This window comes from Streptomyces flaveolus (assembly GCF_044765825.1).
Taxonomy (GTDB): Bacteria; Actinomycetota; Actinomycetes; order Streptomycetales; family Streptomycetaceae; genus Streptomyces; species Streptomyces flaveolus.
In genome coordinates this window covers 406,659-432,416 of record NZ_JBIWKU010000003.1, presented here as the reverse complement: position 1 = coordinate 432,416, position 25,758 = coordinate 406,659, and the positions used below count along the sequence as shown (strand labels likewise).

The following is a 25,758-nucleotide window of genomic DNA, read 5'->3' as shown; positions in this document are numbered from 1 at the left end:
GTACCCGTATGTCGAACTACGCCGAGAGCCTCACCCACCTCGACAGCTACATCTCCGCCCGCGTCCCGGTCATCGCCATGCGGACCATCGAGCAGCAGCGCGCCCTGAGGCTGCTGCGGGAGGCGGCCACCCAGTCCCGGCGCAGCAACATGCCGTTCTGGATCTACACCCGCGCCACCGGCCTGCGCGACCTGCGGACCAACGCCTCCGTCCAGGACGACCGCTCGCTCACCGGCGCCATGGACTTCGCCGCCACCCAGTTCGGCAGCCGCGCCAACGCCACCGTCGTCTTCGTCGACCCCGACGAGCTCGAGTCCGACACCCCGGTCACCCGGCACTTCGCCGAGCTGGCCCGGCTCGCCGACAGCAACATGGGCAGCATCGTGATCATCACGGACACGCCCGTCTGGAGCGGCCTCCAGCGCCTCGGCATGAGCCTGAGACTCGACCTGCCGGACTCCGAGGAGATGTACGCCATCCTCAGCGGCTTCCTCGGCGACCACCACGGCCACATCCCGATCGAGTGGACCGAGGAGGACGCCCGCCGCGCCGCCGAGTTCCTCAGCGGCGTCACCGAGGCCGAGTGCATCAACCTGATGGCGACCATCGCCGCCAAGGGCGCCATCCTCAAGGAGGACGTCCTCGGCCTCGCCCAGGCCAAGGACCGCATCTTCAGCGACCTGACCGGCCTCGAACGCGTCCAGCTCCGCGACAGCGACTACGCCGTCGGCGGCCTCGTCGGCCTGCGCACCTGGCTGCGCCGCAAGAACGACATGATCTCCCGCGACCTGCGGCAGACCGCGCTGCGCCCGCCCCGCGGCGTTCTGCTGGTCGGTGTCCCCGGCTGCGGCAAGTCCCTGTCCGCCAAGGCCATCGCCCACGAGTGGCGGCTGCCGCTGTACCGGCTCGACATGGCCAGCATCCACGGCAAGTACCTCGGCGAGTCCGAGGGCCGCTTCCGTGAGGCGCTCGCCATGGCCGACCGGGTGGCGCCCTGCATCCTGTGGATCGACGAGATCGAGAAGGGCCTCGCCGGCCGCGACGACATGTCCGGCGTGCCGCAGCGCATCATCGGCCAGTTCCTGTACTGGCTCCAGGAGTCCCAGTCGCGCGCCTTCGTCGTCGCCACCGCCAACGACATCCGCAGCCTGCCGCCCGAACTGCTGCGCAAGGGCCGCTTCGACGAGCTGTTCTTCGTCGACCTGCCCGACGCCGAGGACCGCCGGGAGATCCTCGGCATCTACTACCGCCGCTACCTGGAGACCGAGCCGGAGCCCGAGCTGATCAACCGGCTCGTCGACCTCTCGGAGGGCTTCGCGGGCTCCGACATCGAGGCCGCGCTGCACGACGTGGGCGAGGAGGCCCTCGTCCGCGGCGGTGTCGCGGCGCTCAAGGACTCCTTCGTCCTCGACACGTTCGCCGACGTACGGCCGCTGAGCGTGAGCAACCCCGAGCAGATCGAGGAGATCCGCGCCTGGGGCCGCGAACGCGCGGTACCGGCCGGCCGCGGCGCGGTGACGCCGGTCCCGGGCGACGGGGCGCGCACGCGGCGGATCGTGTTCATGGACGAGTGACGGCGCGGCGGGGGCCGACGCACAACTGTGACGTGCGGGAACGCGGGTGACGTACGGTCCGGCTGTTCCCGGCACAGGAAAGTCGTCCATACTTCCGCCGTGGAGCAGCGCATAGGTTCGAGCAGCAAGCCCCTGGAAGGCGCCGGTTTCGACCCGGCCTTCATCCCCGGGCTCACCTCGCCCGTGTCCGGCGAGCCGGAGGACGCGAAGCCGGAGGAGGTGGAGGAGAAGCCACCGGCGGCCGCGGAGCCCACCGCCGGCACGGCCACCGCCGAGGAGCCCGGCCCCGACGACGACGCGGAGCCCGGCACCGAGGAGGTCCCCGACGGCCCGGTCTTCGAGGCGTCCGACCGCCGCGCCCGCATCGTCGCCGACCACAAGGGCGTACGCCTGGCCCTCGACGACCAGGAGTGCGAGTTCCGCTGGGACGAGATCGGCGCGGTGGAGACGGAGACGGGACGCTTCGGCAAGCGGTTCACCATCACGGTGCACACGCCGGACCGCCGTTGGTACCCGATCGAGATCGAGGCCACGTCCCGCAGCCGCTTCAAGGACTGGGAGTCGGCACTGGACGAGGTCCTCGACGCGTACTTCGAGGACGGCGAGTCCGAGACCTCCGAGAAGCCCGAGCCGGCCGCCGCCGAGTAAGCCCATCGCGTGAAGATCCCCGCACGCCCTCTTGCCCCACCGGCCGCTTTCCGCTTCCTTGACTCGCATGGCGGACACCACGGGCAACACCAGGGACACCGGCGCACCACTCGGAGCCGGGGCCGACTCGGCCTCCCGTAAGTCCAGTTGGCGCCACATCGGACCCGGCATCGTCGTCGCCGCGACCGGTGTGGGCGCCGGCGACCTCGTGGCCACCCTGATCGCGGGCAGCAACTTCGGCTACACGCTGCTGTGGGCCGCGATCATCGGCTGTCTGGTGAAGATCTCCCTCGCGGAGGCGTGCGGCCGGTGGCACCTGGCCACCGGCCGCACCCTCTTCGACGGCTGGGCGAGCCTCGGCCGCTGGACCATGTGGTTCTTCGCCGTCTACGCCGTGATCTGGGGCTTCGTCTACGGCGCGGCGGCGATGTCGTCCAGCGCTCTGCCGCTGCAGGCCCTGTTCCCGGACGTGATGGACCTCGAGTGGTGGGGCGTGGCCTGCGGCCTGGTCGGCCTGGTCTTCGTCTGGTTCAACAAGTACGCAGTCTTCGAGAAGGTCATGACGGTCCTGGTGGGCGTCATGTTCGTGGTGACGGTCTACCTGGCCGTCAGGGTCACACCCCACCTGGGCGACGCCTTCGCCGGCCTCCTCCCGGTCCTCCCGGACGAGAAGGACTCCGTCCTCAACACGCTCGGCCTGATCGGCGGAGTCGGCGGCACCATCACGCTGGCCGCCTACGGCTACTGGGTCAACGCCAAGGGCTGGACCGACACCGGCTGGATGAAGGTCATGCGCCTCGACAACCGCGTCGCCTACGCCACCACCGGCATCTTCGTCGTCGCGATGCTGTTCGTCGGCGCCGAGCTGCTGCATTCGGCGAACATCGCCATCGCGAGCGGCGACAAGGGCCTGATCCAGCTCGGCGACGTCCTGGAGGACCAGTACGGCACCGCGACCGGCAAGCTCTTCCTGATCGGCTTCTTCGCCACCTCCTTCACCTCGCTGATCGGCGTCTGGCACGGCGTGAGCCTGATGTTCGCCGACTTCCTGGCCCGGCAGCGGGGCGAGCGGGAGGCGCGCGGCGACGAGCTGGCCTCGGGCCGCCGTGAGCGTTCCTGGGCCTTCCGCGCCTACCTGCTCTGGCTCACCTTCCCGCCCATCGTCCTGCTCTTCCAGGGCCAGCCCTTCCGTCTGATCATCATCTACGGCGTCCTGGGCGCCGCCTTCATGCCCTTCCTCGCCCTCACCCTGCTCTGGCTCCTCAACTCCGCCCGCACACCGCGCGAATGGCGCAACGGCGCGCTGAGCAACGGCATGCTCGTCGTCGCCGGCCTGCTCTTCCTCGTGCTGTGCGTGAAGCAGGTCTGGGACCAGCCGTGGGCGGAGTTCTTCTGACCGTTCTGCCGGGCCGCGGACGGGATCAGCGCAGCCGGTCCCACTCCGGGCTGAGCGCGATCTCCTGGAGCTGTTGCAGGGTCAGCGCGGGGGCGTCACGGGTGGCGTCCTCGTGCTGGGCGCCGCTGTTGAAGGCGCTGATGACGACGCGGAGGCCGCCGGGCCGCATGGTGTCGGCGGTCCACATCACGACCCCGGCGCCGCCCTTCTCGCCGGGTCCCTGAGAGGTGGCGACCAGGGTGCCGTCGGGGCGGGTCACGGCGGAGCCGTAGAGCTGGTCGGCGACGTCGCGCATGTCGGGCTGCACGTTGATCTGGACGAGGCTGCTGCCCTCGCCGTCGTCGAGGACGAGGTAGGCGTATCCCGTCTCCTGCTCGCCCCGCGAGACGACGTCGACGCCGTCGGGCAGCAGCGACACCAGCGTCTTGCCGATCGCCGTGCCCGACGCCTCGGGCCTCCGGCTCGGTTCCGCGGACTGCGACGCCTTCGCCTTGGCACCCGCCTTCGGGTCCTCGGGGATCGCGTCCACGACCCGGCGCCACACGTCGGCGGTGACGACCTTCTGCAACTCGGCGGGCGACAGCGGCGGCTGGGGCCGCGTGATCGCGGCGTCCTTCTCGGCCGGCGCGTTCCACTCGCTCACCGACACGTGCTGTCCCCGGGCCGTGACCAGTTCCGCCGACCACCACTTGGTGTCCACGCGCCGGTCGGGATACTCGTAGCCCTGGTAGACCATGAGCACCGAGCCGTCGGCGAGCCGGCTGGTGGTGCAGTCGTTGTACGCGACGATCGTCCTGTCCGGGCAGGTCGTCCGCTCCCGGACGTCCCGGCTGCCCGGCTCCACCCGGTCGAGGCTGATGCCGACGGCCGCCGCGCCCTCGCCGTCGTCGAACACGACGTGGGCGTACGGGGGCAGCCCCGGCCCGGTGCCCTGGGCCTGCTCCTCGCTGACCGTGCCCTCGGGCAGCAGCTCCTTGAGGGCCTGGACGAGGTCGTCGCCGGAGAAGGAGGCGGTGGGTGCGGGGCTCGCGGTGGTGGCGCTCGGCGGGGCCGCGACCGACGCCTGCTGCGGTCCGGCGGAGCCGCCGCCCGGCAGCAGCAGTGCACCGCCGACGCCGACCAGGGCGATCCCGGCCGCCCCGCCGAGCACACCGGCCCGCCGCCGCAGCCGGGCCCGGCGCCCGCGGATCTGCCCACCGGCGGCCAGCGCGGCCCGGTCGGCGTCGAAGCTGTCGCCGGTGACGCGCAGTGCGGCGCCGAGCCGGTCCTCGAAGGGATCCTGGTGCTGGTTTTCGGACATGGCGAACCACCCTTTCGACAAGGTGAGAGGAGAGAGGTGAGGCGGACGGCGGCCGTCAGGGTCTGGCGTACTCCGCGAGATCCTCGCCCAGCAGCTCCCGCAGCCGGCCGAGCGCCCGCGAGCACCGCGTCCGCACGGCCGCCGAGCTGACGTCGAGCACATCGGCGGTCTGTTCGACGGACCGGTCCTCCCAGTACCGCAGGACGATGACGGCCCGGTCCTTGGCGGGCAGGCGGGCGAGCGCGGCCAGCAGCGTCAGCCGCAGCGGCGCGTCCCCGTCCGCGGCGCCCGGCAGGTCGGGGAAGACGTCCGTCGCCCGCTCGCCGCTGCTGCGCCGCCGCTGGTGGGCGAGGAACGCCCGGGTGAGCACGGTCTGCGCGTACGCGGCGGGGTTCTCGGCCCGGGACACGCGGCTCCAGCGGACGTACAGCCGGCCGAGGGTGTCCTGCACGAGATCCTCGGCCAGATGCGTGTCCCCGGCGGTGAGCAGACACGCGGACCGGTACAGATGCCCGGCCCGCGCCCCCGCGAACTCGGCGTAGTCGTCCGCCCGCCCCTGCCACATACGACGCGTCCCCCTGCGCTCGCCCGGTACTGCCTACACCTCATTGATGCGGTGGGGCGCGGGAAATGTTTCATACGGCTTCGCGGGCAGGCGTGTGAACTACTGAACGGCGCAGGCCCCTGCCCACGTCGCCGTGGGCAGGGGCCTGCGGGGAGCCGGACGGGTCACGGCAGGGCGTGCACGTGCGCTCCCACCGCGTTCGACCAGGCGTTGCCCGCCGTCGCGTCCCAGTTCGTGGACCAGGTCATGGCGCCCCGCAGGGACGGGTACGTCCTGGACGGCTTGAAGGTGCCGCAGTTCGTGCCCTTGGTCAGGCAGTCGAGGGCGTTGTTCACGACGCTCGGCGACACGTAGCCGCCGCCGGCGGCGCGGGTGGAGGCCGGCAGGCCCAGGCCGACCTGGGACGGGTCGAGGCCGCCCTCCAGCTGGATGCAGGCCAGGGCGGTGAGGAAGTCGACGGTGCCCTGGGAGTACACCTTGCCGTCGCAGCCCAGCATGGAACCGCTGTTGTAGTACTGCATGTTGACGACGGTGAGGATGTCCTTCACGTTCAGCGCGGTCTTGAAGTACCCGCCGGACGTCGACTGCATGTCGATGGTCTGCGGCGCCATGGTGAGCACCATGCCCGGGCCGGCCTTCGCCGACAGCGCGCGCAGGGCCTGCGTCATGTACGTCGGGTTGAGTCCGTTCTCCAGATCGATGTCGACGCCGTCGAAGCCGTACGTCTGCATCAGTGAGTAAACGGAGTTCGCGAAGTTGGTCGCGGAGGCGGAGTCGTTCACCGAGACGGTGCCCTTCTCGCCGCCGATGGAGATGATGACCTTCTTCCCGGCCGCCTGCTTGGCGCGGATGTCGGCCTTGAACTGGTCGACGGTGTAGCCGTTCAGCCCGGCCGAGTCGAGGTTGAAGGTGACGGCGCCCGGCGTCGTGGTCGCGTCCGCGAAGGACACGGCGATGATGTCGTACTGCGGGGAGACGTCCGAGATCTTCTGGACGGCGGCACCGTTGTTGAAGTTCTGCCAGTACCCGGTGACGGCGTGCTTGGGCACGTTGCCGCCACCGCCGCCGGACTCCGCCGTGCGGGCGGTCACGGCCGCCGACCTGGCGGACTCACCGGCCGCGTTGGTCGCCGTGACCTGGAAGGAGTACGACGTCGAGGCCGCGAGGCCGGTCACGGTGGCCGAGGTGCCGGTCACGGCCGTCACCTTCGTACCGTCGCGGTAGACGTTGTAGCCGGTGGCACCGGAGACCGCGTTCCAGGCCAGCGACGCGGAGGAGGAGGTCGTCCCGGAGACGCTCAGCCCGGCCGGGGCGGCCGGAACGGTCGGGTCGGGCTCCTGGCTGCCGCCGCCCCCGTCGGGGCCGTACACGGACACGTCGTCGACGTAGTACGCCGACTGCCCGTACCAGCCGTGCGTGTACACGGACACGGAGGTCGTCGAGGCGCCGGTCCTGAAGCTCGTCGACAGCTGCTTCCAGGAGGCCGCGTCCGGGGTCCAGGTCGACACGTCCGTCGTCCCGGTGCCCGTGACGCCCAGGTAGGAGTAGCCGCCCTGGACCCACGCGCTGAGTGTGTAGGTGGAGTTGGGCTGCACCTTGACCGTCTGCGCGCACCGGGCGTTGTCCTGCCCGCCGGGAGTCGCCTTGAGCGCGGCGCTGCCGGAGTGCGCGGGGGAGGCGACGGTCGTGCCGCTGTTCGCGGAGCAGGTCCAGTTGCTCAGGCCGGCCTCGAAACCGGCGTTCTTCGCGTTGTTGACGTCCGCGGCGGACGCCTGGCCGACGGCGCTCACGGTGAGCGCCAGAGCGGCGGCCACGGCACCGGCCGCGGACCCGACCCGCATCCGTCGTTGTCCGCGCCGTCTGTGTACGGGCTCCACTGGGGCCTCCGGTGGGGGAGTGGGGAGGAAGGGGGGACTCACGAACTGCCGACGGTGGCCACCGCGTTGACGTACAAGGTGGTCCAGACCAATTGAAGGTGTCAAGAGGTAGGTACGGACCAAGTCGTCACCTGGGCGTGGAAGATGGTGAGGGAGGGCTCACGCTTGCCCGGTCGCGAGCGTGCGCGCGTTGCGGTCGGCAAGCCGGCGAACCGGCGGATACGTCCGTCCCCGCAGACGCCCGGGCGCGCGGGACGGCCGGTTCGGCAGTGGTCTCGACGCTTCGCACCACCGCGCGATCACCCCGGGCCGCCGACCGAACTCTCGCCCGCCCCGTCTCCAGTGGCCGCAGCACGGCCCCGACAGCCTCGTTCACCCTGAGCGAGCCCGTGAGCCCGTACCGCCCCCCGCGAGCCCCCGATTGCTCAACCTGTCCCGTTTTGCCGCCTCTTGTGCCCCGTAAGTTCCCCTTGAGGTACAGAAACGCTGTTCTCCGGTCACAGACGCGTGGTTACAGTGCTCACGTAGTCACGCAGTGAAGTCGTCCGGGTGGGCCGGAGTGATGCCGGCCGGCCCAGGGGCATGGGGAGACGGGGAGCCGCGCGTGCCAACTGCCATTGCCGTGACCAGTGCCGACATGGCGCTGCCGCCGCAGGACGAACGGACCATGCCCGCGGTGGTGCTCCAGGACGTCGACCAGCGTCCCCTGGAGCAGGCCCTGGGTGAGATGCAGGCGCTGGTCGAGCAGCACGGGCACGTGATCGTCGTGTCCCCGCAGGGCGTCTCCCCGGGTGTGGAGCGACGGCTGCACACCGTCCGGTCCCTGCTGGAGACCGACCGGATCGCCCTGTTCCGGCCGGCCCTGCCTCCGCTCGGGCTCGCCGTACTGGCACGCCAGTTACGGCAGCTGGCGTCCTGCGACCTCGGCCCCGGCGTCCTCGCCTCGGCCGGACGGCTGCTCACCCACTACATCCACGCCGGCGCGCTGCTCGGCTCCGTCGCCCGGCTCGACCACGTTCCCGTGGGTCTGAAGTCGCACGCCAAGTCATGGATGCCGGGCAGCCAGTTCGGCGTCGTCGCGCACCCCGAGCCGCAGCTGGTGCGGATCGGCCCGGGCGCGGCCCTGGCCGGACCCGAGTTCGGGACCTGGATGCTCCTCGCCAAGGGCCAGCTCGCGTCCGACTGGGTCACCGGCACCCTGGCCCCCTCCTGGAACGTCCAGGGGCTGCACGAGACCCCGCTCCCGGCGGAGTCCCCCGGCTGGTGGGGGACCGGCAGGCTCACCGAGTTCTGCGCGTACCTGCCCGACCTGTCGGTCCTCTACCAGCTCGTCACCTCGGTACGGCAGAGCACCTGCCACTGGTGCGGCATCGACGTCATCGGCGACCGCTGCGTCTTCTGCTCCGCGACACCACCCGTCGACGACGGCCACGCCGGTCCCGGTCCCCGCCGCGAGCTCCAAGGCGGCAGACGCGCACTCACCGGGTAGGCCCGAACCGTCCCATCGACCCACCCTCCGATCCGGCTCAACCGATTCCCCCAATGAGGTTGCACGGCCCATGAACTCCCGTCAGCGCCGCGGCATCATCCTGCTGATCCTGTCGGTCCTCTGCGCCCTCGGCGCCTTTGCCGGCGTGCTGTCCGTCATCAACGACGTGAAGTCCAAGGTCGGCCCCGAGGTCACCGCGTACCAGGTCAAGAGCCAGGTGGCGCCCTACACGTCCCTTCGCGCGGACCAGTTCGAGAAGATCGAGATGCCCGAGCGCTGGCTGTCGGAGAACGCGGTCACGGACCTCTCCCGGATCCGCGGCAAGATCGCCGTGACGACGCTGAAGGCCGGCTCGCTGCTGCAGAGCGACATGATCGTCGACCAGCCCGCCCTCCAGCCGGGGCAGCAGGAGGTCGCCATCATGATCGACGCGGCGACCGGTGTCGCCGGCAAGATCACGCCGGGCGCCACCGTGAACGTGTACGCCACCTTCGAGGGAGAGCGCGAGGGCGCCCCCGATCTGTCCAAGATCATCGTCACGAACGCCAAGGTCATCGACGTCGGCGAACTCACCTCGCTCCAGCCCGGCGCCAAGAGCGACGACCGCCGGCCCACCGACGCGGTCCCCATCACCTTCGCCCTGTCCACCATCGACGCCCAGCGCATCACCTACGCCGAGTCGTTCGCCCAGCGGGTCCGGCTCGCGCTCGTGGCGCCGGGCAGCGACACCACGGTCCCGGACCAGGACCGTACGTACGAACTCGCGAAGGACAAGTGAGAGGCCCGCATGCCCACGAGGATCCTCCCGGCAGTCGGCGACGCGGACGCCGTACGGTCCATCACGACCCTGCTCAGCCAGCTCCCGGACGCCGAACCGGTCGCCCCGGTGACCGACTCCACCCAGCTCGTCGACACCCTCGCCCGGCTGGCCGCCGAGTCGGTCGACGAACTGCCCGAGGTCGTCGTGGTGCACGAGCGGATCGGCCCGGTCCCCGCGCTGGAGCTGATCCGCGAGGTCGCCCTGCGCTTCCCGGCCGTCGGCGTCATCCTCGTCACCTCCGACGCGAGCCCCGGCCTCTTCCAGGCCGCCATGGACTACGGCGCCCGCGGCCTGGTCGCCCTGCCGCTCAGCTACGAGGAACTCGCCAGCCGCGTCCAGGCGGTGGCCCAGTGGTCGGTGGGCGTACGCCGGCACCTCGGCAGCGGCGGCGACGTGTTCACCGGCGTCGGCGGCACCGTCGTCACGGTCAGCGGCGCCAAGGGCGGGGTCGGGGCCACCCTGACCGCCATCCAGCTGGCGCTCGCCGCACAGGCGTCGGGCCGCGCCACCGCCCTCGTCGACATGGACCTCCAGGCCGGCGACATCGCGTCCTACCTGGACGTCCAGTTCCGCCGGTCCGTGGTCGACCTGGCCGCCATCAACGACATCTCGCCCCGGGTCCTGGCCGACGCCGTCTTCCGCCACGACACCGGCCTCGCCCTGCTGCTCGCCCCCGGCGAGGGCGAACGCGGCGAGGAGGTCACCGACCGCGCCGCACGCCAGGTCGTCAGCGCCCTGCGCTCCCGCTACGAGGTCGTCGTCATCGACTGCGGCGCCCAGCTCGGCGGGGCCGGCGCGGCGGCCGTGGAGATGGCCGACAAGGCGCTGCTGGTCACCACCCCGGACGTGATCGCCGTCCGGGGCGCCAAGCGGGCGGTGCGGATGTGGGACCGGCTGCAGATCCGCAAGGCGGAGGAGACGACCGTGGTCGTCAACCGGCACACGCGCGCCACGGAGATCCAGCCCCCGCTGGTCCGCAGGATCACCGGCACGGCGGTCGCCGCCACCACCGTCCCCGCGGGCTTCAAGGAACTCCAGGGGGCCGTCGACTCCGGGCGCATCCACGAACTCGACAGCCGGAGCACCGTGAAACAGGCCCTGTGGGCTCTCGCGGGCGAGCTGGGGCTCGCCAAGGCGGCCGGAGGCGACCGGAAGGGCGGCCGGTTCCGCAGCGACCGGGGGTCGGTGAGCCTCCGGCGCCGGAAGGACGGTGGCGGATGAGGACCTACGGCCTACCCCTCCGACGGGCAGGCGACGGGGACCGCTACGGCGACCGCGGCCAGGTCACCGTCGAGTTCCTCGGCATGACACCGACGATCATCGTCACGCTGGTGGTGCTGTGGCAGCTCGTCCTCGTGGGATACACGTTCACCCTCGCGGGTAATGCTGCCGACGAGGCGGTACGGGCGGCGACGGCGGCCGGTCCGGGGGCGCGGCAGGGGGCCTGCCAGGACGCCGGCCGGGACAAGCTGCCGGGGGCCTGGGAGGGAGGCGCCGGTGTGGACTGCGGCACCGCGAACGGGTACGTCACGGCCGACGTGCGGCTCGAGGTCCCCATCCTCTTCCCGGGTGTCGTCGGCTTCCCCTACACCGTGCACGGGCACGCGGGCGCCGTCGAGGAAGAGGAGGACGACTGAGATGCCGTACTCCCCCCGGCGCGGACGGGCCGGCGACCGCGGCCAGGTCGCCATCGAGTACCTCGGCTTCCTCCCGATCCTGATCATCGTCGCCATGGCCGCCGTACAGCTGGGCCTCATCGCGTACACCGCCCAGCAGGCCGGCACCGCCGCCCGCGCCGGGGCCCGGGGGGCCTCGCTCCAGGAGAGCGCCCAGGAGGCCTGCGCCACGGCGGTCAGCGACTGGCTGGCCGACGGCACGGACTGCCCGCCCGAGTACGGCGGGGACGAGGTGACGGTCACCGCCTCCGTCGACATCCCCTCCATCGTCCCGGGCTGGGACTTCGGGGACGCGACCAGGACGGCGACCATGCCGCTCGACCACCGAGCGGACGAGTGACCGCGTGAACGAGGAGCAAGGAGCACCGGACGCATGAGCCTGCGCGCACGCATCCACTCGCCCGAGGAGCACGGCAGCCGGGGCGAGGACGGACACCTCGTCGCCTCCTACCGGGCCAAGCTCCTGGAGGAGATCGACCTCGCCGAGATGAGCTCGCTCGCCATGGCCGAGCGCCGGGCCCGGCTGGAGCGCGTCCTCGGGCACATCATCAGCCGCGAGGGCCCGGTCCTGTCCACGGTCGAGCGCTCCCAGCTGATCCGCCGGGTCGTGGACGAGGCCCTCGGGCTCGGCATCCTCGAACCCCTGCTGGAGGACGCCTCGATCACGGAGATCATGGTCAACGGACCGGACTCGATCTTCGTCGAGCGCGGCGGCCGCGTGGAGCAGCTCCCGCTCCGCTTCGCCTCCAACGACCAGCTCATGCAGACCATCGAGCGGATCGTCTCCACCGTCAACCGCCGCGTGGACGAGTCGAATCCGATGGTCGACGCCCGCCTCCCCTCCGGCGAGCGCGTCAACGTCATCATCCCGCCGCTGTCCCTGACCGGCGCCACGCTCACCATCCGCCGCTTCCCGCGCTCCTTCACCCTCCAGGAGCTGATCGGCCTCGGCTCGCTCGACGAGCACATGCTGTACCTGCTGGCCGGACTGGTGCAGGCCCGCTTCAACATCATCGTCTCGGGCGCCACGGGCACCGGCAAGACGACCCTCCTCAACGCCCTGTCCGGCCTGATCCCCGAGACCGAACGCATCATCACCATCGAGGACTCCGCCGAACTCCAGCTCCAGCAGGCCCATGTGATCCGCCTGGAGTCGCGCCCGCCCAACGTCGAGGGCAAGGGCCGCGTCACCATTCGCGACCTGGTCCGCAACTCGCTGCGCATGCGCCCCGACCGCATCGTCGTCGGCGAGGTCCGCGGCGGCGAGTCCCTGGACATGCTCCAGGCCATGTCCACCGGCCACGACGGCTCGCTCGCCACCGTCCACGCCAACAGCGCCGAGGACGCCCTGATGCGGCTCCAGACCCTGGCCTCCATGTCGGACGTCGAGATCCCCTTCGTGGCGCTGCACGACCAGATCAACAGCTCCGTCGACGTCATCGTGCAGCTCACCCGGTTCGCCGACGGCGCCCGCCGCATCACCGAGATCGCCCTGCTGGCCAGCCACGGCGGCGAGCCCTACCGCCTGGCCACGGTCGCCCGTTTCAACGCCCGGCCGATGACCGCCGACGGCCGCATCTACGGCGCCTTCGAGTACTACCCCCTCCCGCGCCGCACCGCCGAGCGCCTGTACATGGCGAGCCAGCCCATCCCGCAGGCCTTCGGCGTGGCCCACTCCGCAGAACAGCTCGCCACCCGAGAAGCCAGGTAGGACCGCCCGATGGAACTGCACACGCTCGTCACGCTCACCACCGGCATCACGCTGCTGACCTGCGCCCTGGCGGTCATGGGCCTGCACTCCTACGCCGCCGGAAAGGCCCAGCGCGAAGCCCTGGTCGACCGCCTCTCCGCCACCGGACAGCTCCCCTCCGCCGGCCGCAGGCGCCGCTTCCGCACCCTGGACCGCCGCCTGCGCCGCACGGGGCTCGGCAGGAAACTGGAACTGCGCCTGGCCGCGACCGGCCTGGACATCACCCCCGGCGAGTTCTTCGCCTACATGCTCGCCACCGTCGCGGGCCTGTGGCTGGTCGGCCAGGCCGCCCTGGCACCCTTCTTCGGCCCGCTCGCCGGCCTGCTGGGCGTCTGGGCGGCGATGCAGTTCCTCACCTGGCAACGCCAGAAGCGCATCGAGAAGTTCATCAACCAGCTCCCCGAACTCGCCCGCATCCTCGCCAACGCCACCCAGGCCGGCCTCGCCCTGCGCACCGCCATCGGCATGGCGGCGGAGGAGCTGGAGGCCCCGGCCGGCGAGGAACTCGGCAAGGTGGCCGACCAGCTGGCCATCGGCTCCTCGATGGACGACGCCCTCGGCGAACTCGCCGAACGCCTCCCCTCCCGCGAGCTCGTCGTCCTGGTCACCACCCTCGTCCTGTCCAACCGGGCGGGCGGCCAGGTGGTCAGCGCACTGCGCAACCTCACGGAGACGCTGGAGGAACGCAAGGAGACCCGGCGCGAGGTCCGCACCCAGCTGTCCCAGGTCAGCATGACGTCGTACGCCGTGCCGGTCCTCGGTGTCGGCTCGTTGTTCCTGATGAACGGGGTGAAGGACGGTGCCCTGGAGCGCATGACCGGCTCGCCGGTCGGCCAGATCGCGGTGATCACCGCCTTCGGCCTCTACGCCGTCGGGTTCGTCCTCATCCGCCGCCTGTCCCGCATCGACGTCTGAGGAAGGAGGAGCCATGGGACTGCTGCTCGCACTGGGCATGGGCCTGAGCGTCTGGGGCGCGTTCGCCGGCATCCGGATGTACCGCGCCGACGCCAAGCTCCCCGGCGACCTCGCCCTCGCGCTGGAGGTCGGCTCCACCCGCACCGGCGCCGTCGACTCCCTGGTCGACCGCCTGGGCATGCGCTACGCCCCCGGCGTGCTGCGCCTCATGGGCCCGGCCCTGGTCGCCAGGTACCGCCGCCGCATCGACCTGGCGGGCAACCCCGGCGGCCTGACCATCGACCGCTACGCCGCCCGCCGCGCCGTCTACGGCTTCCTGGGCGCCGTCGGCTTCCTGGTCTTCCTGCTGCGCGGCCAGTACCTCGTCGCGCTGCTGCTGCTGGCCTTCGGGGCGTTCTGGACGGAGGTCGGCATCTGGTCGGCGATCCGCATCCGCAAGGACGTCATCGAGCGCACGCTCCCCGACTTCCTCGACGTCCTGGCGGTCGTGGTCAGCGCCGGACTCGGCTTCCGCCAGGCCCTGGACCGCGTCGCGATGCGCTACGAGGGTCCCTGGGCCGACGAACTGCGCATCACCCTGCGCCAGATGGACCTCGGCATGAGCCGCCGCCAGGCCTTCGCGGAGCTGCGCCGGCGCAACGACTCCGAACAGGTGGCGATGTTCGTGACGGCACTCCAGCAGGGCGAGGAGCTGGGCGCCCCCATCGTGGACACCCTGGTGTCCCTCGCCAAGGACATGCGCCGCACGGACGCCCAGAACGCCCGCCGCAAGGCCGCCCGCGCCGTCCCCAAGGCCACGATGATGATCACCACGTTCATGGTCCCGGCCACGATGATCCTGCTCGGCGCCGGGCTGATCCTCGGCTCGGGCACGGACTTCGGCACGATCACGGGCGAGTAGGGGAGGACGGACGGCATGGCCACGACCAACCCCCCGGCGAGGGACCTGACGGCACGCCAGCCGGACGACAGGCCCACCCGCACGCGGCGCCGCCACCGCCCGCCGCGGCCGGCTCCGCCGATCACCGCCCCACCCGCGGACGCGGTCCCGCCGGCCCGCACCGCCCACGAGGCCGCACCGGACGGCCCGGCGACGCCCGTACTGCCGCCGGGCTGGGAACCGCTGGAGTCGCCGACGGGGCCGCCGCCGGGCCGGGAAACGGCGGAACCCCCGCCGGGGACGCCAACGGCACCGGACCGACCGGCGGCCGGCACCGACGTACGCCCGCACGCCCGGGACACGACGCGGGGGCCGCTCCCCGCGCCCGGCCCCGAGGCCACACCGCAGACCCCCGCGTTCACCCTCCAGGTGAACGCCCTCCAGGCCCTGTGCCGCCAGGTCTTCGGCTTCCGCCTGGCCATGATCGCGCTGGCCGCCCCCGCCGCCCTGCTCAACGCCAGCCCGGGCCTGGGCGCCCGCCTGGTCGGCGCCGCCGTGGTCGTCACCTTCATGGTCTCGTACGTCCTCGTCCGCGACTGGGAACGCTTCGGCCCCCTCCTCCTGCGCCACCCCACGCTCCTGGCGGTGGACACGCTCTTCGGCTCCCTGCTCCTGATCTCCGCCGGCCCCGACACGACCCTCGCCTACGTCAGCGTCTGCACCCCGCTCCTGGCCGGACTCGTCTACGGCTGGCGCGGCGCGGCCGTCTTCGCCTCGCTCCAGTCGCTGATCCTGCTGCTGGTCCACGCGACCCTGAACCCGCACCCGGGCGTGGCGGAGGCGTCACTTCTGCCGGGCCTGTGCGTCATCGCCGGGGCGGCGGGCTCCAGCCTGCGCGGGCTGCTGCTGCGCTTCGGCTCCGCCACCGAGGCCCTGACCGCGGTCCGGGCCCGACTGGCGGTCGCCGAGGCGGTGAGCGCCGAACGCGCCCGCCTCGCCCGCGAACTGCACGACTCCGTCGCCAAGACCCTGCACGGCGTCGCCCTCGCGGCCGACGGCCTGGCCGCCACGGCGGGCAGCGACCGCATGGATCCGGCGCTGGCCAGACGCCAGGCGGAACTGGTGGCCCGCTCGGCCCGCAGAGCCGCGGCCGAGTCCCGCGAACTCCTGACCGACCTGCGCCGCGAGACGGACCCGGCGCACGGCACGGACCTCGCCGCGGAACTGGGCGAAAGAGTCCTGGACTTCACGGCCCGCACCGGCGTCCCCGCCACCTGCCACCACCCCGCGCCCGACGCGCCGGTCCCGCCGGTGCCCCCGGCGGTGGCCCGCCAGCTCCTCACCATCGTCTCCGAGGCCCTGGAGAACGCCCACCGCCACGCCGCACCCGCCCACGTCCACGTCCGCACGGCCGTACGGGACGACTTCCTGCGCATCAGCGTGCACGACGACGGCACCGGTCTCCCCCCGGGCACCGACCTCGAACGCCTCCGCGGCTCAGGACACTTCGGCCTGGTCGGCATGGTCGAGCGGGCCGCCTCGGTGGGCGCCCGCATCCGCATCGGCCGGGGCGGTCACGCGCGGGGCACGGAGGTCCGCGTGGACCTGCCCCTGTCCGCCCTGACGCCCGCCCCCGGCACGAGCACGAGCCCGCCCGCATGAACACGGCGCACCCGACGACCCCCCGTGCCAGGAGAGGAGCACCCCCGATGCCGGACGACGAGACGAACCGGAACGGCCACCCACTCCACCCCTTCCCGCCGCCCGCGCCGGCCGCCGCCCTACGGGTCGTCGTGGCCGACGACAACCCGGTCGTCCGCGCCGGTCTCACCGCGCTGCTCTCCGGCCGCCCGGACATCACGGTCGTCGCCGAGGCCGCCGACGGCCGCCAGGCCTGCGAGGCCGCGCAGCAGCACCGCCCCGACGTGGTCCTCCTCGACGTCCGCATGCCCGGCGTGGACGGCCTCTCCGCCCTGCCGTACCTGGTGGGCATCGCGCCGGTGATGATGCTGACGTACAGCGGGGAGTCGGAGATCGTCCGGGAGGCCCTGCGACGCGGTGCGGGCGGCTACCTGGTCCACGGCGAGTTCACCGCGGACCAGTTGGTGACGGCGGTACGGGACGTGCGGCAGGGCAGGGCCCACTTCACCCCGACGGCGGCGGACGCGCTGCTGGCCCAGCTGCGGGAGCAGGGGCGAGGGAGTGCGAGTGCACACGCCACAGGTAGACCCAACTCGCCTGTGAGTCCGCCCGATAGACGGGTATCCGCACAGACCCTTTCGCAACTGCAACCGAATGTGGGACAGTCGTCGTCTGGTACTCCCGACAGGTCGCGGTTCCAACTGAGCACGAGGGAGGTGGAGATCATGGGCCACATCGCATCCGGCATGAACAACCAGCAGATCGCCGCCACGTGCTTCATCAGCGAGAAGACGGTCAAGAACCACATCAACCGGATCTTCGCCAAGCTCCACAGCACGAACCGCTCCGAGGCCACCGCCAAGTGGCTGGGCCTGGGGTGAGCGCGATGAGCCGACCCTCGGTACGGAATTGGGCCCGCGATTGGGCCCTGGGGCCCTCGGAGGGGCGGACGGTCCCGCCGTACGTTCCGGACGACGAGCGCGGCACCGGCCACCCTGGAGGACAACACCATGAGCAACTGGCTGCACACCACCGTCACCCACCTGAAGTCCCGCGCCGCGCGGAACGACAAGGGACAGACGGCGGTGGAGTACCTGGGGATCATCGCGGTGGTGGTGGCGATCGTGCTGGCGATCACGGGAACGGACATCGGGCAGACGATCTTCGACGCGATCACGGCGAAGATCGGCGAAGTCACCGGTGGCTGACCCACCTCCGTAACGGCACGGATGCAGGGCAGGCTTTCCCCATCTACATCACGGTGGTGGGAGGCCTGCTTTTTCTGGCGCTCGCATACTTTGCGGTTGGCCAAGCCGCGGCGACTCGTAACGAGGCACAGACGGCGGCAGACGCTGCGGCGCTCGCGGCGGCTCTGGAGACGCGCGATCAACTTGCGGACCAGTGGCTGGCGAACGTACTGAAACCCGACTCATGGCAGGACATCTTTGACGGTGAGGTGCCAGTTCCCAGCGCCTGTTGGCGTGCTCAGGAACTGGCGGCGAGCAATGACGCGAGCGTGAGTTGCCAACCGGACGGGCCACTGGGCTACTCCGTCGTTGCGGAGACCAACGAGGCCGTCGGAGACACCATCATTCCGGGCACGGAGGATCAGAAGGCCTCGGAGTCGGCGACCGCCGTCATCGAACCCCGCTGCACGTTCGCCATGCCCGGTGAGGACGCCGGCGACGATGAACTGCCCGTTCTCTCCTGTGAGGGCGAGAAGTGGGATCTGGAGCCGGATGATCTCTTGGACCTGCCGAAGCCCGAGGACCTGTTCGACGTCCACCTGGCCGATTGACGAAGGCAACGACGAGTGATGAAGGAATTCACGACATGAGCATTCGGATCGCGACGACGGCCCGTCGGGGGACGCTCACATTGGCCGTTCTAGTCAGTCTGGCCTTCGGCGCTGTCGGGTGTGGTGGTGGCGGTGACGACGAAAAGCCGAAGGCTACGGCTTCCGCCTCCACGGAGGGCGGCTCCGGACCGAGTGCTCAAGAGGGCAATGCGGAAGAACCCTTGGCCGAACTGAAGGGGAGCAACGGACTGCTCTTGCAGATCACCTCTGCTGAGCGGGATTCCGGTGGCTTCGTGACAGTGAACGGTGAGCTGAAGAACGACGGCGCCAAAGGTGTCGCGATCCCGTCCGCGCTGAGCGGGAACGAGACGGAGATCATCAGAAACGGCAGGTCGCTCGGCGGCGCCACACTCGTCGACGGCAAGGGCAAGAAGCGGTACTACGTGCTGCGTGACACAGAGGGCCGTCCATTGACGACCACAGGTTTCTCGACCATCAAGGCTGGTGACCGCCTGGCGGTCTTCATGCAGTTCCCGGCCCCACCCGCGGACACGACCGAGGTCACCTTCCAACTGCCCACCTTCGCCAGCGCGACCATCTCCATCTCCGGGTGAGGCCCACCATGACCCCGTACCCCCGTCTCACCCTGGCCCTCACCACCGCCACCCTCCTGCTCGCCACGAACCTGTACGGCGCCGCCGCGGCGCACGCCGACGACGACCCGGCCGGCCCCCCAGGCACCGAAGCCTCCGCCTCCGCACCCGTCGACGTCGACCCCAACGACCCCGACCTCAAGCTCCCGGACGGGGCCACGCTCGCGCAGGCCAAGGTGTTGGACATCAAGTCGGTGGTCGAAGACCAGAGCGGTGACGAACGCCGCGAGGACACCAACACCAACGTGACCTTCGCACTCCAGGCCGAGGTGCTGTTCGGCAAGGACAGCGCCAAGCTCAGTGGCGAGGCGAAGTCCCGTGTCGCGGGGATCGCCGAGGAGATCAAGAACCAGAACGCCGGCAAGATCCGCGTCTTCGGCTTCACCGACAACCTGGGCTCCTCCGCCCACGGCGACGTCCTGTCCAAGCAGCGCGCCAACGCCGTGCAGGAACTCCTCGCCCAGACCCTGAACGACGCCGGCATCACCTACGAGGTCCGCGGCTACGGCGAGGACTACCCCATCGCCGACAACTCGACGGAGGCGGGCCGCAAGAAGAACCGCCGGGTCGAGGTCTCCTTCCCCCGCACCTCGTGAAGCCCGGCCCCCGACCGCCGGCCGGCGTCGCCGTCACGGCGCCGGCGGCCGTCCCTGCTCCTCCACCGCCTCCACCCGCACCCCGGCCCGCACCCCCCACCCGGCCATCGCCCCCGCCTCCGACTCCAGGACATGCCGGGCGCGCAGCCGTGGCAGGCCCAGGCGGCCCGGGGGCATGGTGCGTACGGCGATGACCGTGAGACGCCGGTCCAGGTAGGCCACGTCGATCGGGAAACGCATCCGGAACGTGTGCACGCTGTTGGCCGGCGACAGCAGCAGCGCCCCGTCGATCGCGTCCCGGCCCAGCAGTCCCCTGGTGCGGGCCCGATAGGACGCGGCGATCTCCAGCGGCACGGTGACCGCGCTCCCGTCCGGCCCGCCTTCCACGACCAGGCGCCCCCGACCGTCCCGCCAGCGTCGCCCCATGCCGACTCCCTCCCCGCGCCACGCCCCCGACGGCTTGCCGGACCGCGAAATGTCGTTGTCCCGCGCCCCGGGCCAAGTGTAGGAAGGGCCCATGACCGCACTCGGCGTAGTGTTCCGCCCCCAGCTCGCCCCCGAACGGCTGCGTGCCGTGTCACGCGTCGCGGAGGAGGCCGGGCTGGAGGAGCTGTGGCTGTGGGAGGACTGCTTCCTCGAGGGAGGGATCTCCACGGCCGCCGCCGCCCTCGCCTGGACCGAGCGGCTCCGGGTCGGCGTCGGACTGCTGCCCGTGCCCCTGCGGAACGTGGCCGTGACCGCGATGGAGGCCGCCACCCTGCACCGCATGTTCCCCGGCCGCCCGATCCTGGGCGTCGGGCACGGCGTGCAGGACTGGATGGAACAGGTCGGGGCGCGGGCCGAGTCGCCCGTCACCCTCCTGCGGGAGTACCTGCTCACCCTGCGGGCCCTGCTGCGCGGGGAGCGGGTGACGACCGAGGGACGGTACGTCCGGCTCGACGACGTCGCCCTCGACTGGCCGCCCGCCCAGGGAGCCGAGGTGCTCGCGGGGGTCACCGGGCCCCGTTCGCTGCGGCTCGCCGGGGAGGCCGCCGACGGGACGATCCTCACCGCGGCCAACCCGCCCGACGCCGTGCGGCAGGCCCGCCGGCTCATCGACGAGGGGCGGACGGCGGCCGGGCGGACGGAGCCGCACAAGGTGGTCGTGTATCTCCTCGCGGCCACCGGCCCCGGCGCCGCCGAACGGCTGCGGGCCGAACAGCGGGCGGAGGGCCTCGGAGCGGTGCCGGACCTGGGTGTCGCCGGGGACGCCGACGCCGTGGCCAAGGCCGTCCGGCGGCTGGCCGAGGCCGGCGCCGACACCGTCGTCCTCCAGCCTACGGGCGACGAGCCCGACCCCGAGGGCTTCGTCCGGTTCGCCGCCGAGCAGGTCCGGCCCCTGGTGGACTGATGTCCCGGCCGTTGGCCTCCAGCCAGGACCGCCGCAAGGACCACACAGACACAGATCGGATCGACCGTCCCATGGCCCCCGCCTCCTCCCGCTCCTTCGACGACCTCCTGGCCGAAGGCGCCGCCGTGCCCACCGAGGGGTGGGACTTCTCCTGGTTCGAGGGGCGGGCCACCGAGGAACGGCCGTCCTGGGGATACGCGCGGTCCATGGGCGGGCGGCTGGCCGGAGCCACCGCCGTGCTGGACGTGCAGACCGGCGGCGGCGAGGTTCTGGACATCGCCCTCGGTGTCGCCGCCCCGCACCGGCCCCCGCTCGTCGTCGCCACCGAGGGATGGGCGCCGAACGTCGCCAAGGCCACCGAACTGCTCCGCCCGCGCGGCGTCCCCGTCGTCGCCTCGCCCGACGAGGCGCGGTTCCCCTTCGGGGACGGGGCCTTCGACCTCGTCGTCAGCCGGCATCCCGTCCGGCCGCACTGGGACGAGATCGCCCGCGTGCTGCTGCCCGGCGGCACGTACTTCGCCCAGCACGTCGGCCCCGCGAGCGTCTTCGAGCTCATCGAGTTCTTCCTCGGCCCCCTGCCCGAGGAGAACCACCGCCACCGCCACCCCGACCGTGAGCGTGCCGACGCGGAGGCCGCCGGGCTGGAGATCGTCGACGTGCGGGCGGAGCGGCTGCGGATGGAGTTCCATGACATCGGCGCCGTCGTCCACTTCCTGCGCAAGGTCGTGTGGATGGTCCCCGGGTTCACCGTCGAGGAGTACCGGCCCCGCCTCCGCGAACTGCACGACCGCATCGAGGCCGAGGGACCCTTCGTGGCCCACAGCGCACGCCACCTCTTCGAGGCCCGCAAGCCGAACCCGTAGGCCGCGGCGGGCTCCGGGGCTCACGCGTGGGCGCCCACCTCGCCCACCACCAGCTCCACCTCGACCTCCAGCACGTCCCCGACCCGGGTGGCCTGTGCCGCCGGCTCCCGCCGCTGCCGAGCCGCCAGACGGCCCAGCGGCTCCACCGTGCCGCGCGGACCGTGCGTCTTCGCCAGCGAGGCCGGCGCGGCGGGTGTGGCCGGCTCCTCGGCCTGCCACAGCGCCGTCCGTACGTCCATCCGGGTCACTTCCGGCCCGCATTCCGACGGACAGCTCGGCCGTCGACAACACCTGGGCGTGGGCGCCGAGCATCGCGGCGACCCCCCCGGCGACCGCTGGGCCCGTTCGGGTGGACTTGGCCAGGAACTGTCGTTCGAGCCGCCGTGCGCTCGCCGCGGCCCAGGTGATTCCCGCGGTCTTCGTCCTGGAGAGACGTGAGAACCGGAATGGGTCACAAACTGTTCTCGTAGCCGGAGGCGCGCGCCCGGTCGGGGGGAATGTTCCGGGCGTAAGCGACCTACCTTCGCAAATATCCGCGCTCCGGAGGGAGCGTGCGGAATCGCCCCGCGATCCTCACAGGGTTTCCACATCGTTATCCACCGGTGCCCCGCGCGGGTCGAAACCGTCCGCCATGATCGCGTAAATTCGAGGCAGGTAATTCGCGTGAGCAAAGCTGCGCGTGTGGCACCGCGCAGTGGAGGGGGCTGCGCGGTGCCCGGTCAAGCGGGCGTTCGCCGCCCGTATCACCCGGTGGAGGGATGCGGGGGCACTCCGCCGTACCGGACCCGGCGCGCATCCGGCCCTCCGTATCGCCACTCCTGTCACCCGTTTCCCTGTGAATTTCGTGGGAGCGGCCGCCTTTTGGCCATGATTCAGGGCGGAATAGGCGATTCCGTGAGCACCCGGGCGTCGCCGGACGATTCCGGAGAGTAGTTGTGGCACGCCGATGCACGCAGCATCACTTACGAAGGGTTATGGTGGAAACCCCCCCTCGGGCCGGTCCGTCTCCCCCCCACGGACCGGCCCGTTTTTTCTGCCGCATGCGCCGCCCGGTCCCAGGGACCCGCACCCCGGCCCGCCCGAGTGCCCTCGTGGGGCGCCCGTCATGAGGAGTTCACCGGTGCGTCGTCCTGCGTCATTGCATGGCGGAGCTCGTTCGAGGGCATAAGGCAAGCAGGTCGACGCCCGAACCACGGGCATCGGATCTCAGCGGACGGCGCAGAGCCGTACGCCCGGGAGGCCCTTTGCACCAGCCCTACCGTGCGGTCACGGCGCGGAAGAAGCGGCGGAGGGCCGGTTCGCGGCCCACGCCCGTGCAGGGCGGCCGACGACCGGCCGGCTCGCTCCCGCCCTCCCGGCCCAGCATCCACTCCGTCGCTCCCCGACCTCTTCCGAGGGGGTACGTCCTTCCGTGGTGACCAGCACAAAGCGCCACAAGCCAGATCGGCGCACCTACGTTCTCGACACCAGCGTCCTGCTGGCCGACCCCAACGCCCTGAACCGCTTCGACGAGCACGAGGTCGTGCTCCCGATCGTCGTGGTGACGGAGCTGGAGGCCAAGCGGCACCATCCCGAACTCGGCTACTTCGCCCGGCAGGCCCTGCGCCTGCTCGACGAGTTCCGCGTGCGGCACGGTCGCCTCGACGCCCCCATCCCGATCGGGGATCTCGGCGGCACCGTGCGTGTCGAGCTCAACCACTCGGACCCCAGCGTGCTGCCCACCGGCTACCGCCTGGGGGACAACGACTCCCGCATCCTCGCGGTCGCCCGCAACCTGCAGGCCGAGGGGTTCGACGTCACCGTCGTGTCGAAGGACCTCCCGCTCAGGATCAAGGCGTCCTCCGTCGGCCTGCTGGCCGAGGAGTACCGCGCCGAGCTCGCCATCACGGACGCCTCCGGCTGGACCGGCATGTCCGAACTCACCCTGCCGGGTGAACAGGTGGACGTGCTCTTCGAGGAGGGCCGGGTCTACGTCCCCGAGGCCGCCGAGATGCCCGTCCACACGGGGCTGACCATCCAGTCGGAGCGCGGCAAGGCGCTCGGCCGCGTCACGCCCGACGGCAACGTCCGGCTGGTGCGCGGCGACCGGGAGGCGTTCGGCATCAAGGGCCGCAGCGCCGAGCAGCGGATCGCGCTCGACCTGCTGCTCGACCCGGACGTCGGCATCGTGTCGATGGGCGGCCGGGCCGGCACCGGCAAGTCGGCGCTGGCGCTGTGCGCGGGACTGGAGGCCGTGCTCGAACGCCGGCAGCACCAGAAGGTGATGGTCTTCCGTCCGCTGTACGCGGTCGGCGGGCAGGAGCTCGGCTATCTGCCCGGCTCCGAGGCGGAGAAGATGAGCCCCTGGGCCCAGGCCGTCTTCGACACCCTGTCGGCGGTCACCAGCCGCGAGGTCATCGAGGAGGTCACCGCCCGCGGCATGCTGGAGGTCCTGCCGCTCACCCACATCCGCGGCCGCTCGCTGCACGACGCGTTCGTGATCGTGGACGAGGCCCAGTCGCTGGAGCGGAACGTCCTGCTGACCGTCCTGTCCCGGATCGGCGCCAACTCGCGGGTCGTGCTGACCCACGACGTGGCGCAGCGGGACAACCTGCGGGTGGGGCGGTACGACGGAGTGGTCGCCGTCGTCGAGAAGCTGAAGGGCCATCCGCTCTTCGCCCACGTCACGCTGACGCGGTCCGAGAGGTCCCAGATCGCGGCACTTGTGACCGAAATGCTGGAGGACGGGCACATCTGAGAACTCCGACCCGACACGGGTCCGTTGCCCCGACGGTCGACGCCGTCCGGAAAGGCCAAGAGCCTAGCCGGGCGGCGTCTTCGCGCGTGGAGGTTTCTCGAAATCCCCAGACCCAAACGGGATGTGAGCTTTCACACGCAACACAGAATTGCCTCACCCCGTCGGGTTACGGCAGAGTCTCATTCCTGTCAGGCCCCGCATACGACACATCTGTACCCCCAGCGGTACGGCACCACAGAAGCACCAGTCCAACTCCATAGCAGCGTCGTATGCCGCCCGAGCACCACGCGGCGCTCCCGTCGAGGGAGTTGTCCACCGGGCCCGTGCCTCCCGTGACCCGTAGTTGGGGAGGCCAGTGCCAGGGGCACGATTGCGTCCGCGAGGGTCACCGAAGCGGGCGATGCTGGAAGGAAACCGTGTGAGCCGGATCTCGGTCCGGGGATTCGCAGTGGCCTCGGCCACGGCGGTCACCGCAGTCGGAAGCGTCGTCGGCGTTGCCTCGGGCAGCACCGCGCAGAACCACGACGCGGAGGCGACGGCAGCAGGCACGACGCTGCTGGCGGACATCCCCATGGGCGAGCAGGCGCAGGTGCAGACCGCGTCCCTGACGCAGCAGGCCGACGTACAGGCCATCGCCGCGGACGCGAGCGCCAAGAAGGACGCCGAGGAGGCGGCCCGCAAGGCTGCCGCCGAAACCGCCGTCGCCAAGCAGGAGAAGGCGAAGAAGGCGAAGGAGGCGGCCGAGGAGGCCAAGAAGCGCGAGGCGCAGCAGGAAGCCGCCAGCCGCGACGCCGAGCGCGAGTCCACGACCTTCGCCGTCCAGAGCTCCTACACCGTCGGCCAGATCCAGGCGATGGCGCGTCAGATGGTGCCCAGCGGCCAGTTCCAGTGCTTCAGCAACATCGTGGACCACGAGTCCAGCTGGAACTACCAGGCCGTCAACGCCTCCTCGGGTGCCTACGGTCTCTTCCAGGCCCTGCCCGGGTCCAAGATGTCCTCGGTCGGCTCCGACTGGCAGACCAACCCGGCCACCCAGATCAAGTGGGGCCTCAACTACATGGACAGCCGCTACGGCAGCCCGTGCGACGCCTGGGCGTTCTGGCAGAACAACCACTGGTACTGAGCCGGCCCGGCACGGCCACCGCTCAACCTCGCGCAGCCCCTCACCGTCCTACGGTGAGGGGCTTTCG

The 25,758-nt window shown here is 71.4% G+C and carries 26 protein-coding genes; 21 read left to right on the top strand and 5 right to left on the bottom strand.

The annotated features are described in order from the left end of the window. Positions 1–8: 8 nt before the first annotated feature. The 3 genes from ACIRG6_RS11495 to ACIRG6_RS11485 all read left to right on the top strand — a co-directional run bounded on the left by ACIRG6_RS11495 (position 9) and on the right by ACIRG6_RS11485 (position 3,618). Positions 9–1,574: an AAA family ATPase gene (locus ACIRG6_RS11495; protein WP_350714316.1), complete on the top strand. Its 1,566-nt coding sequence runs from the start codon at positions 9–11 to the stop codon at positions 1,572–1,574. A gap of 99 nt (positions 1,575–1,673) precedes the next feature. Next, positions 1,674–2,222 carry a hypothetical protein gene (locus ACIRG6_RS11490; RefSeq protein ID WP_318214229.1) on the top strand — a complete coding sequence of 183 codons (549 nt, stop codon included), beginning with the start codon at positions 1,674–1,676 and terminating at the stop codon, positions 2,220–2,222. A 67-nt stretch (positions 2,223–2,289) separates the two neighbouring features. Then, complete coding sequence (locus ACIRG6_RS11485) at positions 2,290–3,618, top strand: Nramp family divalent metal transporter (RefSeq protein WP_403322207.1); 1,329 nt, start codon at positions 2,290–2,292, stop codon at positions 3,616–3,618. 25 nt (positions 3,619–3,643) lie between these two features. On the opposite strand, the gene ACIRG6_RS11480 is transcribed toward ACIRG6_RS11485, so the two are convergent. The 3 genes from ACIRG6_RS11480 to ACIRG6_RS11470 form a co-directional block, all read right to left on the bottom strand. Then, the gene (locus ACIRG6_RS11480) at positions 3,644–4,918 is read right to left on the bottom strand and encodes a hypothetical protein (RefSeq protein WP_403322204.1); all 1,275 of its coding nucleotides are present in this window, start codon (positions 4,916–4,918) and stop codon (positions 3,644–3,646) included. Between the two features lie 55 nt (positions 4,919–4,973). Further along, positions 4,974–5,483 carry a SigE family RNA polymerase sigma factor gene (locus tag ACIRG6_RS11475; protein ID WP_364676076.1) on the bottom strand — a complete coding sequence of 170 codons (510 nt, stop codon included), beginning with the start codon at positions 5,481–5,483 and terminating at the stop codon, positions 4,974–4,976. A gap of 164 nt (positions 5,484–5,647) precedes the next feature. Further along, positions 5,648–7,324: a chitinase gene (locus ACIRG6_RS11470; protein ID WP_403322202.1), complete on the bottom strand. Its 1,677-nt coding sequence runs from the start codon at positions 7,322–7,324 to the stop codon at positions 5,648–5,650. Between the two features lie 598 nt (positions 7,325–7,922). Here ACIRG6_RS11470 and ACIRG6_RS11465 point away from each other — a divergent pair. The 14 genes from ACIRG6_RS11465 to ACIRG6_RS11400 all read left to right on the top strand — a co-directional run bounded on the left by ACIRG6_RS11465 (position 7,923) and on the right by ACIRG6_RS11400 (position 19,578). Further along, on the top strand, positions 7,923–8,849 hold the full coding sequence (locus tag ACIRG6_RS11465; RefSeq protein ID WP_318214234.1) for a hypothetical protein: 927 nt from the start codon (positions 7,923–7,925) through the stop codon (positions 8,847–8,849). Between the two features lie 70 nt (positions 8,850–8,919). Further along, positions 8,920–9,627, top strand: a complete 708-nt coding sequence (gene cpaB / locus ACIRG6_RS11460) for a Flp pilus assembly protein CpaB (protein ID WP_364676071.1) — start codon at positions 8,920–8,922, stop codon at positions 9,625–9,627. Between the two features lie 9 nt (positions 9,628–9,636). Further along, positions 9,637–10,890 carry an AAA family ATPase gene (locus ACIRG6_RS11455; protein WP_364676069.1) on the top strand — a complete coding sequence of 418 codons (1,254 nt, stop codon included), beginning with the start codon at positions 9,637–9,639 and terminating at the stop codon, positions 10,888–10,890. Beyond that, positions 10,887–11,306: a pilus assembly protein gene (locus ACIRG6_RS11450; RefSeq protein WP_239762408.1), complete on the top strand. Its 420-nt coding sequence runs from the start codon at positions 10,887–10,889 to the stop codon at positions 11,304–11,306. Before ACIRG6_RS11455 ends, ACIRG6_RS11450 begins: the two co-directional genes overlap by 4 nt. A 1-nt stretch (position 11,307) precedes the next feature. After that, a complete protein-coding gene (locus ACIRG6_RS11445) occupies positions 11,308–11,685 on the top strand; it encodes a TadE/TadG family type IV pilus assembly protein (protein WP_364818852.1) in 378 nt (125 codons plus the stop codon). Between the two features lie 33 nt (positions 11,686–11,718). Further along, positions 11,719–13,056, top strand: a complete 1,338-nt coding sequence (locus ACIRG6_RS11440) for a CpaF family protein (RefSeq protein ID WP_318214239.1) — start codon at positions 11,719–11,721, stop codon at positions 13,054–13,056. Between the two features lie 9 nt (positions 13,057–13,065). Next, on the top strand, positions 13,066–14,010 hold the full coding sequence (locus tag ACIRG6_RS11435; RefSeq protein WP_364818853.1) for a type II secretion system F family protein: 945 nt from the start codon (positions 13,066–13,068) through the stop codon (positions 14,008–14,010). Between the two features lie 13 nt (positions 14,011–14,023). Continuing rightward, the gene (locus ACIRG6_RS11430) at positions 14,024–14,911 is read left to right on the top strand and encodes a DUF5936 domain-containing protein (RefSeq protein ID WP_403322199.1); all 888 of its coding nucleotides are present in this window, start codon (positions 14,024–14,026) and stop codon (positions 14,909–14,911) included. A 15-nt stretch (positions 14,912–14,926) separates the two neighbouring features. Further along, on the top strand, positions 14,927–16,552 hold the full coding sequence (locus ACIRG6_RS11425) for a sensor histidine kinase (RefSeq protein ID WP_403322198.1): 1,626 nt from the start codon (positions 14,927–14,929) through the stop codon (positions 16,550–16,552). Positions 16,553–16,599: 47 nt separating this feature from the next. Further along, positions 16,600–17,412, top strand: coding sequence for a response regulator (locus ACIRG6_RS11420; RefSeq protein ID WP_403322195.1), 813 nt, complete (start codon positions 16,600–16,602; stop codon positions 17,410–17,412). A gap of 129 nt (positions 17,413–17,541) precedes the next feature. Next, entirely contained in the window at positions 17,542–17,739 is a 198-nt protein-coding gene (locus ACIRG6_RS11415) for a Flp family type IVb pilin (protein WP_400860685.1), read from the top strand. Then, positions 17,736–18,329, top strand: coding sequence for a pilus assembly protein TadG-related protein (locus ACIRG6_RS11410; protein WP_403322492.1), 594 nt, complete (start codon positions 17,736–17,738; stop codon positions 18,327–18,329). Before ACIRG6_RS11415 ends, ACIRG6_RS11410 begins: the two co-directional genes overlap by 4 nt. Positions 18,330–18,364: 35 nt before the next feature. Then, complete coding sequence (locus ACIRG6_RS11405; RefSeq protein WP_403322193.1) at positions 18,365–18,943, top strand: hypothetical protein; 579 nt, start codon at positions 18,365–18,367, stop codon at positions 18,941–18,943. An 8-nt stretch (positions 18,944–18,951) separates the two neighbouring features. Further along, complete coding sequence (locus tag ACIRG6_RS11400; RefSeq protein WP_403322191.1) at positions 18,952–19,578, top strand: OmpA family protein; 627 nt, start codon at positions 18,952–18,954, stop codon at positions 19,576–19,578. A 33-nt stretch (positions 19,579–19,611) separates the two neighbouring features. Here ACIRG6_RS11400 and ACIRG6_RS11395 read toward each other — a convergent pair whose 3' ends face one another. Next, positions 19,612–20,004: a DUF192 domain-containing protein gene (locus tag ACIRG6_RS11395; RefSeq protein WP_403322189.1), complete on the bottom strand. Its 393-nt coding sequence runs from the start codon at positions 20,002–20,004 to the stop codon at positions 19,612–19,614. Between the two features lie 91 nt (positions 20,005–20,095). On the opposite strand from ACIRG6_RS11395, the gene ACIRG6_RS11390 reads away from it, so the two are divergent. Beyond that, positions 20,096–20,968 carry an LLM class flavin-dependent oxidoreductase gene (locus ACIRG6_RS11390; RefSeq protein WP_364676042.1) on the top strand — a complete coding sequence of 291 codons (873 nt, stop codon included), beginning with the start codon at positions 20,096–20,098 and terminating at the stop codon, positions 20,966–20,968. A gap of 71 nt (positions 20,969–21,039) precedes the next feature. After that, positions 21,040–21,831 carry a methyltransferase domain-containing protein gene (locus ACIRG6_RS11385; protein WP_350714353.1) on the top strand — a complete coding sequence of 264 codons (792 nt, stop codon included), beginning with the start codon at positions 21,040–21,042 and terminating at the stop codon, positions 21,829–21,831. Between the two features lie 20 nt (positions 21,832–21,851). On the opposite strand, the gene ACIRG6_RS11380 is transcribed toward ACIRG6_RS11385, so the two are convergent. Continuing rightward, positions 21,852–22,070 (bottom strand): hypothetical protein, encoded by a 219-nt coding sequence (locus ACIRG6_RS11380; RefSeq protein ID WP_403322186.1) that lies wholly within the window; start codon positions 22,068–22,070, stop codon positions 21,852–21,854. A 1,172-nt stretch (positions 22,071–23,242) separates the two neighbouring features. Between ACIRG6_RS11380 and ACIRG6_RS11375 the strand changes: the two genes are divergently transcribed. After that, positions 23,243–24,568 (top strand): PhoH family protein, encoded by a 1,326-nt coding sequence (locus ACIRG6_RS11375; RefSeq protein WP_225632125.1) that lies wholly within the window; start codon positions 23,243–23,245, stop codon positions 24,566–24,568. 418 nt (positions 24,569–24,986) lie between these two features. Then, positions 24,987–25,691 carry an aggregation-promoting factor C-terminal-like domain-containing protein gene (locus ACIRG6_RS11370; protein ID WP_318214251.1) on the top strand — a complete coding sequence of 235 codons (705 nt, stop codon included), beginning with the start codon at positions 24,987–24,989 and terminating at the stop codon, positions 25,689–25,691. The last annotated feature ends 67 nt before the right edge of the window (positions 25,692–25,758 follow it).

What these genes read in the sequence shown, in the direction of transcription:
- ACIRG6_RS11495 (WP_350714316.1), top strand. Translation starts at nt 9, where the DNA reads ATGTCGAACTACGCCGAGAGCCTCACCCACCTCGACAGCTACATCTCC.
- ACIRG6_RS11485 (WP_403322207.1), top strand. Translation starts at nt 2,290, where the DNA reads ATGGCGGACACCACGGGCAACACCAGGGACACCGGCGCACCACTCGGA.
- ACIRG6_RS11480 (WP_403322204.1), bottom strand. Translation starts at nt 4,918, where the DNA reads ATGTCCGAAAACCAGCACCAGGATCCCTTCGAGGACCGGCTCGGCGCC.
- ACIRG6_RS11475 (WP_364676076.1), bottom strand. Translation starts at nt 5,483, where the DNA reads ATGTGGCAGGGGCGGGCGGACGACTACGCCGAGTTCGCGGGGGCGCGG.
- ACIRG6_RS11470 (WP_403322202.1), bottom strand. Translation starts at nt 7,324, where the DNA reads ATGCGGGTCGGGTCCGCGGCCGGTGCCGTGGCCGCCGCTCTGGCGCTC.
- ACIRG6_RS11465 (WP_318214234.1), top strand. Translation starts at nt 7,923, where the DNA reads ATGCCGGCCGGCCCAGGGGCATGGGGAGACGGGGAGCCGCGCGTGCCA.
- cpaB (WP_364676071.1), top strand. Translation starts at nt 8,920, where the DNA reads ATGAACTCCCGTCAGCGCCGCGGCATCATCCTGCTGATCCTGTCGGTC.
- ACIRG6_RS11455 (WP_364676069.1), top strand. Translation starts at nt 9,637, where the DNA reads ATGCCCACGAGGATCCTCCCGGCAGTCGGCGACGCGGACGCCGTACGG.
- ACIRG6_RS11450 (WP_239762408.1), top strand. Translation starts at nt 10,887, where the DNA reads ATGAGGACCTACGGCCTACCCCTCCGACGGGCAGGCGACGGGGACCGC.
- ACIRG6_RS11445 (WP_364818852.1), top strand. Translation starts at nt 11,308, where the DNA reads ATGCCGTACTCCCCCCGGCGCGGACGGGCCGGCGACCGCGGCCAGGTC.
- ACIRG6_RS11440 (WP_318214239.1), top strand. Translation starts at nt 11,719, where the DNA reads ATGAGCCTGCGCGCACGCATCCACTCGCCCGAGGAGCACGGCAGCCGG.
- ACIRG6_RS11435 (WP_364818853.1), top strand. Translation starts at nt 13,066, where the DNA reads ATGGAACTGCACACGCTCGTCACGCTCACCACCGGCATCACGCTGCTG.
- ACIRG6_RS11430 (WP_403322199.1), top strand. Translation starts at nt 14,024, where the DNA reads ATGGGACTGCTGCTCGCACTGGGCATGGGCCTGAGCGTCTGGGGCGCG.
- ACIRG6_RS11425 (WP_403322198.1), top strand. Translation starts at nt 14,927, where the DNA reads ATGGCCACGACCAACCCCCCGGCGAGGGACCTGACGGCACGCCAGCCG.
- ACIRG6_RS11420 (WP_403322195.1), top strand. Translation starts at nt 16,600, where the DNA reads ATGCCGGACGACGAGACGAACCGGAACGGCCACCCACTCCACCCCTTC.
- ACIRG6_RS11415 (WP_400860685.1), top strand. Translation starts at nt 17,542, where the DNA reads ATGAGCAACTGGCTGCACACCACCGTCACCCACCTGAAGTCCCGCGCC.
- ACIRG6_RS11405 (WP_403322193.1), top strand. Translation starts at nt 18,365, where the DNA reads ATGAGCATTCGGATCGCGACGACGGCCCGTCGGGGGACGCTCACATTG.
- ACIRG6_RS11400 (WP_403322191.1), top strand. Translation starts at nt 18,952, where the DNA reads ATGACCCCGTACCCCCGTCTCACCCTGGCCCTCACCACCGCCACCCTC.
- ACIRG6_RS11395 (WP_403322189.1), bottom strand. Translation starts at nt 20,004, where the DNA reads ATGGGGCGACGCTGGCGGGACGGTCGGGGGCGCCTGGTCGTGGAAGGC.
- ACIRG6_RS11390 (WP_364676042.1), top strand. Translation starts at nt 20,096, where the DNA reads ATGACCGCACTCGGCGTAGTGTTCCGCCCCCAGCTCGCCCCCGAACGG.
- ACIRG6_RS11385 (WP_350714353.1), top strand. Translation starts at nt 21,040, where the DNA reads ATGGCCCCCGCCTCCTCCCGCTCCTTCGACGACCTCCTGGCCGAAGGC.
- ACIRG6_RS11380 (WP_403322186.1), bottom strand. Translation starts at nt 22,070, where the DNA reads ATGGACGTACGGACGGCGCTGTGGCAGGCCGAGGAGCCGGCCACACCC.